Annotated in this window: 8 protein-coding genes; 5 read left to right on the plus strand and 3 right to left on the minus strand. The window is 37.0% G+C overall.

Features of this window, described 5'->3' with window-relative positions:
- A partial coding sequence (locus tag ACY65O_RS20240) for a TrmH family RNA methyltransferase (RefSeq protein WP_462222672.1) occupies positions 1-547 on the minus strand: 547 nt, incomplete at its 3' end.
- A gap of 186 nt (positions 548-733) precedes the next feature.
- Between ACY65O_RS20240 and ACY65O_RS20245 the strand changes: the two genes are divergently transcribed.
- The 4 genes from ACY65O_RS20245 to ACY65O_RS20260 all read left to right on the plus strand — a co-directional run bounded on the left by ACY65O_RS20245 (position 734) and on the right by ACY65O_RS20260 (position 10,373).
- Positions 734-1,426, plus strand: a complete 693-nt coding sequence (locus ACY65O_RS20245) for a hypothetical protein (RefSeq protein ID WP_462222673.1) — start codon at positions 734-736, stop codon at positions 1,424-1,426.
- A gap of 25 nt (positions 1,427-1,451) precedes the next feature.
- Positions 1,452-4,514 carry a VPS10 domain-containing protein gene (locus ACY65O_RS20250; protein ID WP_462222674.1) on the plus strand — a complete coding sequence of 1,021 codons (3,063 nt, stop codon included), beginning with the start codon at positions 1,452-1,454 and terminating at the stop codon, positions 4,512-4,514.
- Between the two features lie 412 nt (positions 4,515-4,926).
- Positions 4,927-9,273: a PKD domain-containing protein gene (locus tag ACY65O_RS20255; RefSeq protein WP_462222675.1), complete on the plus strand. Its 4,347-nt coding sequence runs from the start codon at positions 4,927-4,929 to the stop codon at positions 9,271-9,273.
- A gap of 62 nt (positions 9,274-9,335) precedes the next feature.
- On the plus strand, positions 9,336-10,373 hold the full coding sequence (locus ACY65O_RS20260) for a PorP/SprF family type IX secretion system membrane protein (protein ID WP_462222676.1): 1,038 nt from the start codon (positions 9,336-9,338) through the stop codon (positions 10,371-10,373).
- A 35-nt stretch (positions 10,374-10,408) separates the two neighbouring features.
- On the opposite strand, the gene ACY65O_RS20265 is transcribed toward ACY65O_RS20260, so the two are convergent.
- Positions 10,409-12,736: a DUF5703 domain-containing protein gene (locus tag ACY65O_RS20265; protein ID WP_462222677.1), complete on the minus strand. Its 2,328-nt coding sequence runs from the start codon at positions 12,734-12,736 to the stop codon at positions 10,409-10,411.
- 26 nt (positions 12,737-12,762) lie between these two features.
- Positions 12,763-13,680, minus strand: coding sequence for an AraC family transcriptional regulator (locus tag ACY65O_RS20270; RefSeq protein WP_462222678.1), 918 nt, complete (start codon positions 13,678-13,680; stop codon positions 12,763-12,765).
- A 653-nt stretch (positions 13,681-14,333) separates the two neighbouring features.
- Between ACY65O_RS20270 and ACY65O_RS20275 the strand changes: the two genes are divergently transcribed.
- On the plus strand, positions 14,334-15,149 hold an 816-nt coding region (locus ACY65O_RS20275; RefSeq protein ID WP_462222679.1), incomplete at its 3' end, for a sialate O-acetylesterase.

Consider the following 15,149-nt stretch of genomic DNA (forward strand, 5'->3'; position numbering starts at 1 on the left):
AAACTTTAATACCATTCATGTGCAGGTCATCTACTGTTTTCATTAAACTGCTGACACGGCATACTGCCATTTGCTCCAATGCACCGGCAGATGTAGTAATGGCATCTTCATTTAAAGCCCCTACTCCTTTATCAGGAATAATTATGGCATTTACACCAAAGCAAAAAGCGCTACGGGCAATGCCGCCAATATTTCTGATGTCGGTAATGCCATCTAAAATTAAAAATAACGGCATCTCCCCTTTATCAACAATAAAAGAAATTACATCCTGAAGGTCCTGGTATTGAATTTTAGAAATTAAGGCTACACAGCCTTCGTGGTTGCTTACATTAAAGTTGTTGAGTTTTTCAACAGGCACTTTATTTATGGGTACTAAATTTTTTTCTGCTAAAATTTTAATTTCGTCAATTACTTCGCCATGCACTGTGGTTTGCATATAAATACGCTCTAATTGTTTACCGGTTTGCAGGGCTTCAATAATGGCTTTTCTTCCTACTACTAAACTGCTTTTTTTAGGGCGCTGCTGCTGATGTTTAAAAGGTCTCACTATATTTATTTTGATGCAAAGGTCTGTTTTTTTAAACAAAGAAAACATAATTGCTGTTGGTTTATAACGATTAGTCTTGCTTTTAAAATATAAATTAACCGCTCCTCCACTATTTTATAATGGTGCTATGTATATTGATTATCTTTCTTTACATTTAAACCCTTATCAATAAATAAACTTAACATCATGAAGAAAACAGTTTTTTTATTACTGCTGGCTGTTTTAAGTACAACAGCTTTTACGCAAAATAAATTAGATAAAATTTTAGAGAAGATTATTGAAACTATGGGGGGTAAAGAAAAGTTGATGAGTGTAAAAACCATAAAAAAAATGGGCAATGGTGAACAGCAGGGAGTTAAATACCCGGTAAATTATTATGCCGTTCACAACTTATCAGAGCGAACAGATTTTTCTTTTAATGGGTTAACAGGTTATCAGATCATCACTAAAGATTCCGGTTTTAATTTTAGCCCGTTTGGGGGCATGGCCACACCGGAACGGATGACCGCAGAAGATATAAAACTTTCCAGCGATGAATTAGATTTAGAAGGTTCGCTGGTTAATTATATAGCCAAGGGACATACAATTGATTTAATGGAGAATGAAGATATTGATGGTGTAGATGCCATACAGCTTCGTGTAAATTTAAAAAATGGTAAAACGATTTTTTATTTTATCGATCCGGATACATATTATATCATCCGCACCACTGCCAAAGGGGTAAGCAATGGACAGGAGTTTACCAATACATCTAACTATTACAATTTTAAAAAGACTAAAGAAGGAATTCTATTCCCTTATACGATAGACAATTTAACTTTTGATACTATTGAAATAAATATTCCTTTAGATGATAAACTGTTCTCTACAAAAAAATAAAGTTCCAAAACTATAAATAAATTTTATGAAGAAAATAATTTTTGCAGTGTTATTTTTAATAAACTGTATTACCATAAATGCACAAATAAGTTCTGCTACATTTGGTATGATGCAGGCCCGGCAATTAGGCCCGGCAGTTACGGGGGGCCGCATATCTGCAATTGAAGGTGTAAATAACGAGCCCCGTACTTTATACATTGGTACTGCAGGTGGTGGTGTTTGGAAAACAACCAATGCAGGCGTTTCTTTTACTTCCGTTTTTGATAAATATTGCCAGTCAATTGGCGCATTGGCCATTGATCAGCAAAATCCTAAAACAATTTATGTGGGTACCGGCGAAAGCAATATGAGAAATACCGTTTCCATTGGTGATGGGTTATTTAAAACAACTGATGGTGGCGATAACTGGAGCAGGATTCCTGGATTTGACAGTACTGAACACATCAGTAAAGTAATCATCAACCCAAAAAATTCAAATATTATTTATGTAGCCTGCCCGGGACCGTTATGGAGCGACAGTAAACACCGTGGTTTATACAAATCTGCTGATGGCGGAAAAACTTTTGATAAAATTTTATACATCAATGAAAAAACCGGTTGCGCCGATGCTGTTATTGATCCTGTAAATCCTGAAATAATTTATGCCAGTACCTGGGAGTTCAGGCGTACGCCCTACTCCTTTAACTCTGGTGGTAACGGCAGTGGCATGTATAAAAGTACCGATGGCGGAAAAACATGGAATGTATTAAGCAGCGGTCTTCCGGCAAAACCTTTTGGAAGAGCAGCATTAGCATTAGCCCCATCTGAACCCAATAAATTATTAGCTATTGTAGAGGCAGAAAAAACCGGATTGTACATCAGTAATGATGCAGGCGCTACCTGGAAAAATCAAAGTGCAATAGTTAATGTAGTATCACGTCCATTTTATTTTTCCTGTTTAGTTATAGATCCTAAAGATGCTAAAAGAGTGTACCGGCCCGGTTTTGGTTTTAGCTATAGCGATGATGGAGGAAATTCGTTTGCTGATGGCGGCTTTAGTGTGCATAGCGATATGCATGCACTTTGGATAAATCCGCAATACACTAATCAGATGTATCTGGGCACCGACGGTGGTGTGTATATGAGTACCGACAGGGGCGCTTCGTGGCTTTTATTAGCCTCATTGCCGGTGCCACAATTTTATCATGTTGCTTTTGATAATAAAGAACCTTACAATGTGTATGGGGGTTTGCAGGATAATGGCAGTTGGGTAGCGCCCAGCCAGGCAGCATTCGGGATAAAAAATTCGGATTGGAAATTTTTATTTGGTGGTGATGGTTTTTGGGTACAACCAGATGGTATTGATGAATCAATTGTATATGCAGAATACCAGGGTGGCCATGTAAACAGGGTTAATACAAAAGACGGAACATCGTACAGCGTACAACCGCAACAGGCAATTGGCGAAGAAAAATTACGCTTTAACTGGAACACGCCGGTTGTGATTGGAAGTAAAAATAAAAACAATCTTTACGTGGCCTCTCAATATTTATATAAATCAACAACACAAGGCAGAAGCTGGCAAAAAATTTCGCCTGATCTAACTACCAATGATAAAAAGAAACAGGAGCAGGAAAAATCGGGTGGCATGAGTGCAGATAATACTTCTGCAGAAAATCACTGTACTATTTTTACCATTGCAGAATCGCCTTTAGATGAAAATATTATTTGGGCAGGTACCGATGATGGTAATTTGCAATACACCACCGATGGTGGAAAAAACTGGACAAACGTTGCAAAAAATTATGCCGCTGCAGGTATTGCACCGCAAAGTTGGGTTACAAGTATTGAACCCGGTAAGTTTGATAAGAATACAGTGTATGTCACCTGGGAAAATCACATGTATGGCGATCATAAAACCTATGCCGGCAAATCAACTGATATGGGAAAGACTTTTACAAAATTTGTTAGCGAAGAATTCAATGCCTTTGCCCATAAAATAAAAGAAGATAATGTAAATAAGGATTTATTATTTCTTGCAACTGAAATGGGTTTGTATGCTACATTGGATGGTGGTAAAAAATGGTTCCGTATGAAAAATAATATTCCCTGGAAAGCAATGGTAAGAGATATTCAAATTCACCCCACTACCAACGATTTAATTATTGCCACACATGGCAGGGGAATTTTAATTGTTGACAATATTACTGCCATGAGAAACATGACGAATGATATGGCCGGCAAAGAAGCTTATATTTTTGAAAGCAAGCCCATCAATTTAACCATGGGCAAATATCAAACCGTGGGTACACAAAGCGAAGGATGGAGTGCAAATAATACTCCACAGCAGGCACCGATAAAATATTATTTCAGGGATCGTTTAAATACCGGTGATGTAAAAATTGAAGTGTATGATAAGCAGGGAAAATTATTACAAACAATGCCGGGCACAAAACGTAAAGGTATAAATGTGGTGTACTGGAACATGCGTACCACCCCGCCAAAAGTTGCAAGCGGCGGAGCCAAGGCCGATTTTAGCGGCTTTACTGCGCCAATGGTTTTACCGGGAGAATATACAGTAAAAGTAAAAGTGGCAGATAAAGTGTACGACAGTAAATTAGAATTAAAGGCAGAAGAAAAACCTGATTATACTTTGGCTGACCGTGAAGTGCAATATGCTACAGCCATGAAGTTATACAACATGCATGAGCAACTGGCAGCATTAGCCGCAGATGTAAGTGGCAAACAAAAAAACCTTAAACTGGTGATGGAAAAAATGCAAAACCCCAAAGAGAAAAAAGTAGTACAGCAGTATTACGATTCGTTAGAAACTTTACGGGGTACATTAATGGGCACTAAACAGGCATCTATATTTGCAGATGAAGAAAGAATAAGGGAAAACATTACTAACTTATACACTTCTGTTTGTTACCAGGAAGTAAAACCATCTAATCTGCAGGAACAAAGAGTATTGGGTTTACAGGCAGATATAAAAAAGGCAGAAGAAAAAAATGTAACCTTAACCAAAACATTTTCTGATAAAGTAAAAGCTATCCAGGAAAAACAACAACTGCCTAAAAGTAAAGTAGAAGTAAATAAAAATAATTAAGAAACCACAAAAAATAAAAGAGGCTGAAAATAATTTCAGCCTCTTTTATTTTCCTCACTTTTTCTTTTGAAAAATATCAGTGTAGTTGCAGTAAGGGTTTTGTAACCTTAGCTCAGTCTAAAGAGACAAAATTGATGCTTTTGGATAAAACTGATGAGCAAAAAACGATTCTAAAGCTGTTTGAATGATTTTGGTTGTCCTATTGATAAAGTCGGGAGGGTAAATAAATTTCTTTCCACATTAAAATTAAGAAACCCTTCTTTTTAGAAGGTTTTTTTATTTTTAGAGAATCTAAAAAGAATATTTTCACCAAAACAAACGTTTTCATACTCTGAAGGGTCTTTATTTTGAGGAGCCGGTTAAAAACGGAACAATTTTTGGTATTTGATTTGCGCTGCCTTATTAATACTTAATGAAACTACTATTATTCAATACCTGCAACCATTTGAAATTATTTATACTTGCCATATTTATTTTAACCGGTTTATTTACAACAGCGCAACCTACTGCAGGTTTCTCCGCAAACCCCGTTAGTGGTTGTGTACCTTTGGTTGTAACCTTTACAGATCAATCTACCGGCAACCCCACCTCGTGGGAATGGGATTTAGGAAACGGGACTTTATCTACCCAACAAAATCCCACCACCACTTATTTTAACTCCGGATTTTATACTGTTTCGCTTACAGCCACTAATGCATCTGGAAGTAATACTTTTATCCGTACTCAATATATTAAGGTAGATGATAAACCTACTGTTGATTTTAGTGCTTCTAACTCATCAGGCTGTTTTCCTTTAAGGGTAAGTTTTACAGATTTATCTGTTGGGGGTTCGGCGGCCATAACCGGCTATGAGTGGGATTTTGGAGACGGAGGTTTATCAACAGCACAAAACCCCTTTCATATTTACACAACCGCTGGTAATTATACAGTTACTTTAAAAGTTACCAATGCCGGCGGATGCTCAAAAGTGGTAAGCAGACCAAATTTTATACAGGTATCTCCGGGGGTTATTGTTGATTTTAGTAATACGGCGCCACAACTTTGCAAACCTCCTGAAACAATTAATTTTACTAACCTGTCCACCGGTCCGGGACTATTATCATACGAATGGCAGTTTGGCGATGGTGGAACTTCAACAGCAGCAAACCCCAGTTATACCTATTTAACCGGGGGCAGTTTTAATATTACATTAATTACTCAAAGCAGTTCGGGCTGTGTTGATACTTTAATAAAACCAGCCGCAATAGTTATAAGAGATGTAGTTTCTGATTTTACAGGCCCTTCGCAAATTTGCCAGGGAGTTACAGCAACTTTTACCAATACTTCAGCCCCTGTTTCTGCTGGCTCGTCATGGGATTTTGGAGATGCTACTTTCTCCAATGCAACCAACCCAACAAAAATTTATACTGCACCGGGAATATATTCTATTAAGTTAGTAAACAATTATGGAAGTTGTGGAGATTCTATTACCAAACAAATTACAGTTTTAGGTTTACCTGCTCCCGATTTTAATGCAGCAGATGTTACTGATTGTAAAGTTCCATTCACAGTTAATTTTTCCGATCTCTCAACCGGCGCAACGGGATGGAGCTGGAATTTTGGGGATGGAGGAACCTCAACATTACAAAACCCATCTCATACTTATACTGCACTTGGCAATTATACTGTAACACTTATTGCTACCGGCGCAAATGGCTGCAGCGACAGTGTTATTAAAAATCAATTTGTAAGAGTACAGGCACCAGTTGTTGCAATTAACGGATTACCATTAGAAGGTTGCGTACCTTTTACCATCAACCCAACTCCAAATGTTACCACTACTGATGGTATTGCTACCTACTTGTGGGATTTTGGTGATGGAGGAACATCAACACTTGCAAACCCATCACACACTTATGTATTGCAGGGTAACTATACCGTAAAATTATTCATCACAACCAATGATGGCTGTACAGATTCTTCAATTTTTGTAAATGCAGTAAGAGCAGGCAATAAATCTTTGGCCAATTTCAGTGCTTCTCCATTAGCACAATGTGTTGGGCAGCCAGTTCAGTTTACAGATTTAACATCACCATCGGATAGATGGAGCTGGGATTTTGGTGATGGCATTGGAACATCTGCCAATCAAAACCCCTCATATATTTATACAGATACCGGTGTATTTTCTATCCGTTTAATTGCATGGAATAACGGTTGTGCCGATACTTTAACTAAAGTTAGGTACATCACTGCATTACCACCAGTGGCAAGATTTACAAGTACATTCAATTGCAATAATAAATTGCAGGTAGCCTTTACAGATCAATCTGTATTACCACAAACCTGGGCCTGGAATTTTGGTGATGGGTTTACATCAAATTTACAAAACCCCGTGCACTCTTACGCAACATTTGGCACGTATAATGTATCGCTAACGGTAACCAATGGTGGCTGCAGTAATACCAGAACTACCAGTATTGCTTTGTTTAACGAAGTGGCAAATTTTTCTGTGGGGGATGATACCATTTGTACCAGCCAGGTTGCTGTGTTTCAAACATTGGGCATAAACACTGCCAATATTGCAAGTTATTTTTGGGATTTTGGAGATGGGTTTTCTGGTTTTGCAGGAGTGTCTGCTAATCATACTTATGCTGCACCGGGATTATATACAGTCTCTTTAACCATTACTGATACAAGGGGTTGCATTTCAACAATTACAAAACCCAATATCATCAGGGTATGGGGACCTGCATCAAATTTTTCTTTTACACCATTGGCAGGATGTAAACCATTAAATGTAAACTTTACTGATCTTACTGTTACAGATGGTACCCATCCCGTTACAATATGGGCCTGGGATTTTGGTGATGGTTTTTCTCAAACTTACAGCAGTCCGCCTTTTACTCATATTTATGATACAACGGGTTATTTTAATGCACGGTTAACCGTAACAGATAGCTATGGCTGCAGTAATACTTTGCTTACCAATACACAGGTGTTTGTAACAAAACCAAAAGCAATTTTTTCTACTCCGGATTCTTTAACCTGTGTGGGTAAAAACGTAACATTTGTCAATAGTTCAACAGGTGTTGGACTTACCTACAACTGGAATTTTGGAGATGCCACGACATCAACAGTTATTAATCCAGTAAAATTATATGCGGCAGATGGCGACTACACTGTACGATTAATTGCAACAGATGTTAATGGTTGTACTGATACTGCTACCAAAATAAATTATGTAAAAGTACATACGGTAAGGGCAGCATTCACAGTAAATGATTCAATTAGTTCATGTTCTCCTTTTGAAGTAATTTTTACCAACACTTCTTTGTACTCTAGCAGTGCAAAATGGATTTTTGGAGATGGTACCACATCTGCTTTAGCAGAACCAACGCACTATTACTCAACCCCGGGAACTTACATTGCAAGATTAGCAGTAACTGGCCCCGGTGGCTGCGTTGATACAGTTAACAAAACAATTATTTTATACCCTTCTACCGCAACATTAACCTATTCCCCACTGGCTGGCTGCTCCCCGTTACCGGTTAGTTTTCATGCTTCCACACCAGGCCCAGTTACTTATTTATGGGATTTTAGTGACGGTAATACTTTAGCCACAACAGATTCTAATCTTATTTATACTTATTTATTACCCGGCCAGTTTTTACCCAAATTAATTTTAGAAGATCAAACCGGTTGCCAGATACCTGTTACCGGAGCCGATACTATTTATGTAACAAAAAGTGATGTGAATTTTGCTGCCGATGATTCGCTGCTTTGTGATGGAGGCATTATTAACTTTACTGATTCCAGTATAAGCAACGGCGTTATAAATGGCTATCGATGGACCTTTGGCGATGGCGGTACATCCACATTACAAAACCCATCGCATAATTATACAGCACCGGGTTTTTATACTGTTCGTTTAATTGTAACAACTGCCAATGGCTGTTCCGATACTGCAATTAAAACTAATTATATTAAAGTAGTGGCCTCACCTGTAATTGACATCAGTGGCAATATGCCCATTTGTATGCAGCAAAAACTTACTTTCAAAGGAATAATACTTCAACCTGATACTTCAAAAATAATATGGTTTTGGAATTTTGGAAACGGCAAAACTTCTATATCTCAAAATCCTTTACCTGTACGTTACGATACTGCCGGTAATTATCCATTGCGGTTAATTGTAACTAACAGTACTGGCTGTGCCGATACTGTTGATCAAACTGTAGTAGTTTATCCATTGCCATTAATTGAAGCAGGCCCTGCCAAAATTATTGGAGCAGGTTCTTCGATTGCAATAAATCCAACAGGTTCGCCGGTAATTGATTATTTATGGTCGCCGGCCACAGGATTATCCTGTACTAATTGTTACAACACGGTAACCACTCCAAAAAACACTACTACTTACACCATTAAAGTAACCGATGCTAATGGTTGTATAAATACCGACAATATAACTATTGTTGTAATTTGTAATGATAAAAATGTTTTTATCCCTAATACTTTTTCGCCAAATAATGATGGGGTGAATGATTGGTTTTTTCCGAGAGGTACGGGCTTGTTTGCTATACAAAGCATGCGGATATTTAACCGCTGGGGAGAAATGGTTTTTCAAAAGGTAAATCTTTTCCCCAACGATCAGTTTGCCGGATGGAATGGTAAGTACAATGGTAAAACACTAAATTCCGATGTTTATACTTACGTTATAGAAATAGTGTGTGAGAACAGCCAAATACTTTCTTACAAAGGAAATATTACATTGATTCAATAATAATAATGCAAATTGTACGTTTGAAATATTACAAATTGGCACTAACAACAAAAAACTGTACCATGAAAAAAGGTTTACTAAAACCTTTATTGATTTTTTTTATATTGATTGTCATTGGCAGCCACGCCTATACACAAGACATTCATTTTTCGCAATTTTTTGAAACCCCCTTACTTAGAAATCCTGCGCTGGCTGGTATTTTTGATGGCGACGTAAGGATACAAACGGTTTACCGCAATCAATGGAACAGTGTTACGGTGCCATATCAAACAGGTTCGGTAAATGGAGAATATAAAAAGCCTGTAGGCAAAGGAGATGATTTTTTAACCATTGGCGGCCAGATTTTATACGATAAAGCCGGAACAGTTGCTTTGCAATCAACCCATATTTTGCCTGCTGTAAATTACCATAAATCGTTAAGTGGAGAAAAAAATATGTACCTGTCTTTAGGATTTATGGGTGGCTGGGTGCAACGCAGTATTGACAGAAGTAAGATAACTACCAACAGCCAATATGATGGTACTGGTTTTAATCCGGGTTTGGCAAGTGGCGAAACTTTTCCAAGAAATTCTTATTCTTATTTAGATGGCAGCGTTGGTATGAGTTTTAATTCACAGGTGGGAGAAAATCCTGATAACAATATTTACATTGGAGCTGCCTATCATCATTTTAACAAAGCTACCAAAGTATCTTTTTATGGAAGCCCTAATTACGAAATGATTCCCAAATGGGTAGGTTCTTTAGGTGTAAGGATGAATATTAACGAATACTCCTTCTTTACTTTATTAGGCGATTATTCCAAGCAGGGCACTTTTACAGAAACAATGGCCGGAGCTTTATACTCCTGGAGATTAGATGATATTGAAGACCCGAAATACATTTTACATGGCGGCGCTTTTTTACGCTGGAAAGATGCAATAATACCTGTGGTTAAATTAGAATTTAAGCCATTCTCCGTATCCGTTAGTTACGATGCCAATTTATCGCAGTTAAAAACTGCAAGCAATGGCCGTGGCGGATTTGAATTAGCATTAACCTATCAAAAACATTTAGAAAGGTACAGCACCAGTTCTGATGCTGTACGTTGCCCCAAGTTTTAATTACTGCAAAGCCTCACATCTAATGACCGCATAATTTATTTCAGCAATACATTTATATCTTTCATTCTTTCTGCCGGTATTACTTTCAGTGTTACCAAATTTCCATTTATTATTTCAGCTTCTACTGTTGTATTGTAAGGTGCATGCAATTTAAAATGCACATCAATATTTTTTGGCCATGCAGGAAATAAAATTATTTTATTCCCATCAGTTTGTAATAACATTTCCTGCAGGCCAATCATGCCGCTGCCGCCCCAGTTATGATCGGGAACCCAATCAAAACCCGGGCCCCAAAATGCCGGAAATCTTCTATCAGAATTTTGGAGTTTTAAACTGGTTAATTTCCATGCTTCGTCAGTTAATCCCAGTCTTGCAGCAAAAATATTATCCTGTTTCCAACCAATATGACTTTTAAATTTAACCACATTGGTATCATACAAAAATGTATTGATAGCAGTATCTAAACCGGGTTTGCCCACGCCATAAATGCCCCATGGAAATACAGGGTATAATTGCGGCGACTCTACATTATTAATGCGTTCCCAAGTTTTTGCAGGAGCAATTGTAATATGACCATTAAAATTGGAATAATTAATATCCGGAATTCTGGAATAAAATTCTACAAGATATTTAACTCTTCTGTATATGGATGTATCGATATTATGACCTATTATTTTACCCGTCATAAAAGTAATAGTACGTTCAGCAATAGTCTTCAAAGCCGTAATGGTACTGGTAGAATTATACGCCATCTTAAATGTTTCTGCTCCACTTCCCGGATATAAAATTAATTTTCCCTTTTCATCCAAAGGTTTAATGCCACGCTGCTTTGCTGCATACTGATAATGCTCATCAAAAAATTGCAAACAACTTTCTATAAAAGGAATTTTATCACTGATATCTTTTCCAGTGTATTCATTTTCCTGCAGCATCATCAAACAAAATTCCAACACCGTATCCCATTCATACTCCAGCCATGCATTGTACTCTACTCCTTTATCAAAACCGGAAGGTCGCTTTTGTCCATACTCTGCAAAATTGGGGAAACCAAAATTCTCCATTTGCTCTGTAAAGCATGCTCCGCCATGGTTCCAGTACACTTTACTCCTCAGTTCTGCATTTTTTAGTATTCTTAAATAAAAATTTAATTGAGTTTGTAACAAATCCCAATCCCCATTTTTTATCATGGGGAAATAAACCAGCCTTTGATTTTGTGCGGTATGCAAACCGCCGCCCCAATTGCGGTAATCGGGTGTTAGTTTATTAGATGTATCGGTAAAAACCGGATCAACAGTAAGCAAGCCGCCGTTAAATTTTGTAGGCCATCCACTATGTGCATTTATGGCCAGCATGTAACGGAACAATTGAAAATTCCTTCCCACTTCCCATGTTTTCGAATTTATATGTGCATTATCTGTTTGGATAAAACTTCTGTTCCAAAAACTTTTCCACCAAAGCTGTGTATTATAAAATGCTATAGCACTATTAGAGGATTTTTTCTTGACAGAATCTAAAGATTTTTTCCAGGTGTCAATATTTTCAACTTGTGCCGTATGTAAAAATAAATTCAGTGAATGATTTTTTGATGCCGCAGTACTTTTTAATTTCCAACCTTTATAATTGGTGTTTACATATTCACCTTCGTAAATGCCTGCAGGTATAAAATTTTTTCCGCTGAAAGAACCTCCAAATGCCAGTTTGCTAAGTGGATTATACAATTGATCTTTCACCGATTCCATTGCCTGTTGTGCAACAGTAACATCAAAAATAGTTTGTGCAGTGTTGTAGTGATAGAATAAAACTTCATTGCTGTTAAAATCAATACTATCTTTTTTGTACACATTATTTTTGGGTGCAGCCCATTTATAGGAGTTGGCAAAATTTTCTCTTGCTTTTATTATTCTATCGTGGTGGCGCCAGCTTTCGTAAGCGGCTTCAGTATTTATTTTTTTATTTGATTTTATATCAATATGTGCAACCGAATTAAAAACATCGGCCCATATTTTTACTGTTGCTTTTACGCCATTACTTTCTCCTTCAACTGTTACATAGCCTTGTTGCAAATGCAATTCCTGTTTAAAAACTTTTCCATCAAAAGGATTGGGGAATAATTTTACTCTTATTCTTCCAGCTTTCATCAACGCATTGTCTTCATTAAAGCTGCCGCTTTTGGCAACATAAATCAGCAGCTCACCATTTTCAACCCACAAGTTCATACCAATATCGCCGCCACCGCAGGGCATAGACTCCGAAGCATTTTTGCTTTGCGAATTCCAGACAATATTATACTTGCTGTTTTGTGCTTTTGTATTTACTGCAACACTTACAAAAAGTAAAATGTAAAAAATATTTTTATACTTCATTATTTATTTTGTGATAAGCAAAAAAATTATTCGCTCTTTTTTAATGCCCGGTATTTTTTGGGAGATACACCAATAATTGTTTTAAATCTTTTTGAAAAATAATACGGATCATCAAAGCCCATATCAAAAGCAATGGCTTTAATGGCATGAGTTGTAAAATCTAATTGCTGACAGGCTTTTTGCATTTTCATTTGCAAAAAATAATCAATTGGGGCATAGCCCGTTTTATGTTTAAATAAATTAGAAAAACGGGAAACAGAATAATTGTAATGTTTACTCAGCTCATTTAATGAAATATTTTCGTCGATGTGCTCCTGCATATACAGGATGGCACTATCCACACAATCGGGTGTATCATTTTCAATTGATTCGTAATGCCGGGTATTGTAAATAAATAAAGTAAGAAAATGGGTGAGGCACATATTGGCAAATAATAAATTATCAATACTGTACCCTAACTGTAATGCTTTATAAATTTTTGTGAATATGGCAATAGTTTGTGCATTATTTTTTATTAAGAAAGGTTTAAAATGTTTTTGTACCGCCATAGTTTTATTAAATGCCGGTAACCCCTCGCCACCAAAATGTATCCAGTAAATGCTCCACGGATGATCGGCATCTGCACCATAAGCATGCTCTTTATTTTGAGGGAGTATAAAAAATTCGTTGGGTCCCACTTCGTACCGCTGCCCTTCAATTTCGTACCAGCCGTGTCCATCCACACAATAAAAAATAAAATTTTCGGGCAAGCCTTTTTTTCTCGCAGTATAATGATCTTTTGCTTTGGGATAAAAACCAATTGAACAAATATGCAAATGCTTTAACAGTAAATTATTTTGCACCCGTGATTTTAAAATAGTTTTGGGGATTTCGATTCGCTGGCGGCCCAAACCGTACCAAATATTTTTATGCGATCCTTCTTTGTTATCCTTAATTTCCTTCATACAATAGCCCTGCAATTTGAAGTTGAAAATTACGAATTTTATTGTAGGTCATCATTTATTTATTGTTACTCTCTGAGTAATGTTTTCTTTTTTGCTTCTCCAAAAAAGAACAAAAAAAGAGCCCCGGGATTGAATACAGCCCAATCCCGGGAAGCAGCTATGTTCAACCTTTGTACTACTGTGGCTTCAGCATTTGTAATTCTACTCTTAGCTTCAAACTGCTAACTGTACTTAAAGAAATTTTATTGCGTAAGAAAAGAAGTAAAGCCCAACTACTCAGTACTGTTTTTTGAAGTATGGGCCTCGGAAAAAATTGCGTTAAGAAAATTTAGTGGCAAGGAGTATAAATGAAATAGATGTTACCGATGCCCGGTTATATTCTTAGCTTGTAAGTCGCTCATAGTTCGGTATCATTCTCCCGTTGTGACTTATTTCATTTTACCCTTGACGATGAATTTTTAGCTTTTTTTTCTGCAGCCCTTGATTTTTGCTTCTTTTTATCAAGAAAAAGAAGAAAAGAATAATCAAAATACTGGTATTGATACAAATATTCCTTACAAAAAAGTAAACCAATAGCGCAGGAAAAATAACAGTACCAGATGCTAATAGAAAACTTTTCCTTTATATTCGTTCCTCACAGCAAACCACTCACAATGATTGCATTTAAAAAAATCATCGCTGCAAGTATTATTGCAATAATAGCTATCCCATTTTTTCTTTCGGCTAAAGTACAACTGCCTTCATTTTTTAGTGATGGCATGGTATTGCAACAACAAACTAACGCCTCTGTTTGGGGTTGGGCAAAACAAAATGCAGCTGTTAAAATAATTACATCCTGGAATAAAAAAAGTTACTCTGCCATTGCGGATGGCAATGGAAAATGGATGATGAAGATTGCTACACCGGTTGCAGGCGGACCTTACAGTATTTCTATTTCGGATGGTGACCCTGTGATGATAAAAAATATTTTAATTGGAGAAGTGTGGTTGTGCAGCGGACAAAGCAATATGGAAATGCCAATGAAAGGTTTTAGAGATCAGCCCATCATGGGCAGTAACGATGCAGTTTTTAATTCCGCCAATGATCAAATAAGAATTTATACGGTACCCCGTGCTGTGGAAAGATTTGCAAAAGATACCAGTAAAAATGCTGCATGGAAAAATGCTACTCCTGAAAATATCAGCAACTTTTCTGCAACGGCTTATTATTTCGGCAAATTATTACAGCAACAATTAAAAGTACCTGTTGCATTAATTAATGTTAGTTATGGTGGCTCGCCTGCCGAGGCATTTATGAGTAGTGAATCGTTAAAATTATTTCCTGAAATTATTGTGCCATCTGCAACGGGCACAGAAAAATTAAATAATAAAAACACTGCTACTTTATATAATGGGATGATACATCCCGTTATAGGCTTTACTATTAAAGGTTGCCTTTGGTACCAGGGCGAAAGTAATTATGAACGGCCT

It is taken from the genome of Ferruginibacter sp., assembly GCF_031430955.1.
Lineage (GTDB): Bacteria > Bacteroidota > Bacteroidia > Chitinophagales > Chitinophagaceae > Ferruginibacter.

Bases quoted from the DNA above. Each gene is read 5' to 3' on its own strand.
- ACY65O_RS20265 (WP_462222677.1), bottom strand. From the start codon at position 12,736: ATGAAGTATAAAAATATTTTTTACATTTTACTTTTTGTAAGTGTTGCA.
- ACY65O_RS20250 (WP_462222674.1), top strand. From the start codon at position 1,452: ATGAAGAAAATAATTTTTGCAGTGTTATTTTTAATAAACTGTATTACC.
- ACY65O_RS20245 (WP_462222673.1), top strand. From the start codon at position 734: ATGAAGAAAACAGTTTTTTTATTACTGCTGGCTGTTTTAAGTACAACA.
- ACY65O_RS20255 (WP_462222675.1), top strand. From the start codon at position 4,927: ATGAAACTACTATTATTCAATACCTGCAACCATTTGAAATTATTTATA.
- ACY65O_RS20270 (WP_462222678.1), bottom strand. From the start codon at position 13,680: ATGAAGGAAATTAAGGATAACAAAGAAGGATCGCATAAAAATATTTGG.
- ACY65O_RS20260 (WP_462222676.1), top strand. From the start codon at position 9,336: ATGAAAAAAGGTTTACTAAAACCTTTATTGATTTTTTTTATATTGATT.